Origin of the sequence: Clostridium sp. D46t1_190503_E9 (assembly GCF_015555225.1) — a bacterium.
Lineage (GTDB): Bacteria > Bacillota > Clostridia > Clostridiales > Clostridiaceae > Clostridium.
Map to the genome: position 1 here is coordinate 1 of NZ_JADNKB010000030.1, position 3,643 is coordinate 3,643.

Below are 3,643 nucleotides of genomic sequence, written 5' to 3' on the forward strand. Positions count from 1 at the left end.
AACGCGAGCCCCTTTTAAGCCATTGATTTTACTTACTTAAAGACGTTTTTAAACTTAAATTAAAATTTTTGTCTATTATTTATATATGAGCAACAAGGGAATCTCGAATTAGAACTTCCCCTGTTATCTGCTAATATCAAAATTTATTTTGATACAACCACGTCTTTTCTTACTAATATATTAATTTATTTTTTCTATCTTAAATTTGCTATTACTTATGACTATCTTACAGCTTCCACCATTCGATAATTCTCCAAATAATAACTCATCTACTAACAGTGGTTTTATCTCTGAATTTATAACTCTTAGAATTTCTCTTGCGCCAAATTCTTTAGATAATCCCTTTTCACTTACAAAATCTATACATTCTTCACTAAATTCTAAGTTTACACTTTTATTTGTAAGTTTATCCTTAAATTTACTTAATTCTTTTTGTGCTATATCCTTAGCCATTTCTTTATTTATTTGATTAAATACTACAACCTTATCTAATCTATTTCTAAACTCAGGAGTAAATGCTCTTTTAACTTCATCACTTATAGCTTCCATTTTTATTGTGTCCCTAGCAAATCCAACAAGATTTTTACCAATATCTCTAGCACCGGCATTAGATGTCATTATTATTATTACATTTCTAAAATCTGCTTTTCGTCCCTTATTATCTGTAAGTGTGGCATAATCCATAACTTGAAGCAATACACTTAATATGTCTGAATGTGCCTTTTCTATTTCATCTAAAAGTAAAACACAATTAGGTTTCTTCCTTATAGTATCTGTTAAGAGTCCTCCTTCTTCATATCCTACATATCCAGGAGGAGACCCTATAAGTTTTGATGCAGCATGTTTTTCTCCATACTCACTCATATCAAACCTTACTAAATCAACACCCAATGTTTTAGCTAAAACTCTTGCAATTTCAGTCTTACCTACTCCTGTTGGCCCAACGAACAACATAGATGCAACTGGTTTATTATCATCATTTAATCCTGCTCTAGACATTTTTATGCATCTAGTAACTTCTTCTATTGCCTGATCTTGACCAAAAATATTTTTCTTAAGTTCACTTTCTAGAATTTTAAGTGATTCTATTTCGGTATTTTCAATTGTTTGCTTAGGAATATGACAAATTTTAGATATTATTTCTTCAATTACTCTTTCATCTACTATTCCATCTTTATAAGTTTCTCTATTAATGTCTACATATGCTCCAGCCTCGTCTATTATATCAATTGCCTTATCTGGTAAAAATCTATCGTTAATATACTTAGCACTTAAATCAACCGCTGCCTTTAGAGATTCATTTGTAAACTTTACTTTATGGTATTCTTCAAAATTTTCTCTAATACCTTCTAATATTTTAACAGTTTCTTTTATACTAGTTTCTTTCACTTCAATTACTTGAAATCTTCTTATAAGTGCTTTATCTTTTTCAAAGTATTTCTTGTAATCATCAAATGTAGTTGCTCCAATAAATCTTATTTTACCTTCTAATAAATAACCTTTAATTAAGCTTCCACCATCTAATGAACTTCCATTTAGTGCTCCTGCTCCAACTATATTATGAATTTCATCAATATAAACTATAGGATTTTCATAAGTTTTTATTTCATCTAATATTTGTTTTATTCTTTCTTCAAAATCTCCCCTATACTTTGTTCCTGCAAGTATAGTTCCTATATCTAAGGAAAATATTTGTGCATTCTTAAGTTTATCTGGAACATTTCCTTCCTTTATTAATTTTGCAAGTCCTAATGTTATAGCAGTTTTCCCAACTCCAGGCTCTCCTATATGAACAGGGTTATTCTTAGTTCTTCTACAAAGTATTTGTATTGTCCTATCTATTATATCTTTTCTACCTATTAGAGGATCGCCTTCTTCTTGTGAAACAGCATCTATTAAATTTGTACAATAACTGTTTATTATACTTTTATTTTGCTTTTCATGAGCTTTATCTGCTCTTATTATTCTTATTGCATCTTTAGATACATTTTCTTCTTCTGATTTATTATGTGAAAGTTCAAATAATAATTCTTGCTTATTTATCCCCTGCTTTTCTAGAAAGAATACTGCATAACTATCTTTGAGTGCATAAATTGCTGCAATTATATGCTCTAGTGCAACAACATTTTTCTCACTAAAAGCAGCCTGCTGAGTAGCAACAATTAATATATTTCTAATACCAAAGCTTTCTTCTGGCTCTCCATCTTCTATCTTGTCAACATACTCATCTATATAGCTTATTAAATCACTTTTTAGTTCTTCTACATCTCCATTTAACTTTTTTATTATCTCAACAAAATAATCTTCTTCTAGTGCACTTAATAATAGATGCTCTGGTGTTACATATTCATTTTTATTTTCTTTTGCATTACTATATGATCTAAGCAAAATATCTCTAACTACTTTACTAATATCCATTTTACTCCTCCTCTACTGTAAGCTTAAATGGAAATCCCTCTTCCTTAGCAAGGGTCATTGCCTTAGTTGCTTTTGATATAGCTATATCATATGGATATATTCCTGCTACCCCCTTACCATTTTTATGGACTTCCATCATTATTTTGTTAGCTTCTTCCATATTCTTATTAAAAATATCATTTAAAATTGCAACTACAAATTCCATAGTTGTAAAATCATCATTATGCATAATAACTATAAATTTTTTAGGCTTTTTTATCTTTAAATCTACCTTTTCTACTATATTAGCATTAGTTTCCAAATTGATTCCTCCATAAATATAGTTGTATAAAAATTAATACACTTTTTTCTTAAGATATCATATTTCAGACTATATACTATTATACAATAAATTAAGTTCTATTTTAATAGCAGTGATTATTTAAGCACTCAAACTTATTTATCATATATATTATTTATATTATTAAAGATTGAAAAATATAAATAATTATAAACTAGTAATTAATACATATTTAAACCATCATTTTGACTTTTTTTATTTTGTATGTACCTAATATATTTAAAAGCATATATTATAAAGAGGTGATAAATGTTGGAAGATCAAATTTTAAATTTAGGAAGTATAACATCTCACATAAAAGATAATACTGATTTTACATTACAAGAGACAAATGAAATGCTTAAGCAATTACCTAAAATATTAAACCAAATGAAAAATATTATCTTAAACACTAGTCACAACTTAGCCTTACTTCAAACTGAAGTTCAAGTTATGAAATCTGAGCAAGATAAATTTAAAAATGATATTACTCATGTATTAAATATAATATCTGAGAAATTTAATGTAATTGATAAACTTCAAGACGATTTATCTGTATTAGATCAAGTCCTAGGAAAGAGGATGACTGAACTTGAAGATGAACTAGTGTTAACTCAACAAATGTCTACTAAAAGTTTAAATGAAGTTCTAAAATTTAAAGAGCACTGGAAAATCTAGTAGGACTGTAACTTCATATACAGTCCTACTAGATTTTTTATAAAAAAAGCGCAATCTCAAAAATCTATTTAATATAAAATTTATCCAATTTGGAGCAAGCTTTATTGACTTAAAAAGTTAATCTCTTGTTTTTATAAAGGGGCTAACGAAATAAACTGATACCTATGTCAAGGACATTATAAAAAAAGGGTTATGCACAAAGAAGATGATTTCTGTATTGAACAGGGG

Annotated in this window: 3 protein-coding genes; 1 reads left to right on the forward strand and 2 read right to left on the reverse strand. The window is 27.8% G+C overall.

Annotation, left to right across the window (positions count from 1 at the left end; all coding sequences use genetic code 11):
* Positions 1-180 precede the first annotated feature (180 nt).
* Both clpA and I2E83_RS17870 read right to left on the reverse strand, forming a co-directional pair.
* Positions 181-2,418, reverse strand: a complete 2,238-nt coding sequence (gene clpA, locus I2E83_RS17865) for an ATP-dependent Clp protease ATP-binding subunit ClpA (RefSeq protein ID WP_195431370.1) — start codon at positions 2,416-2,418, stop codon at positions 181-183.
* Position 2,419: 1 nt separating this feature from the next.
* Positions 2,420-2,719, reverse strand: coding sequence for an ATP-dependent Clp protease adaptor ClpS (locus I2E83_RS17870; RefSeq protein WP_195264346.1), 300 nt, complete (start codon positions 2,717-2,719; stop codon positions 2,420-2,422).
* Positions 2,720-3,007: 288 nt separating this feature from the next.
* Here I2E83_RS17870 and I2E83_RS17875 point away from each other — a divergent pair, with 288 nt between their 5' ends.
* Entirely contained in the window at positions 3,008-3,415 is a 408-nt protein-coding gene (locus I2E83_RS17875) for a hypothetical protein (protein ID WP_195264345.1), read from the forward strand.
* Positions 3,416-3,643: the final 228 nt, after the last annotated feature.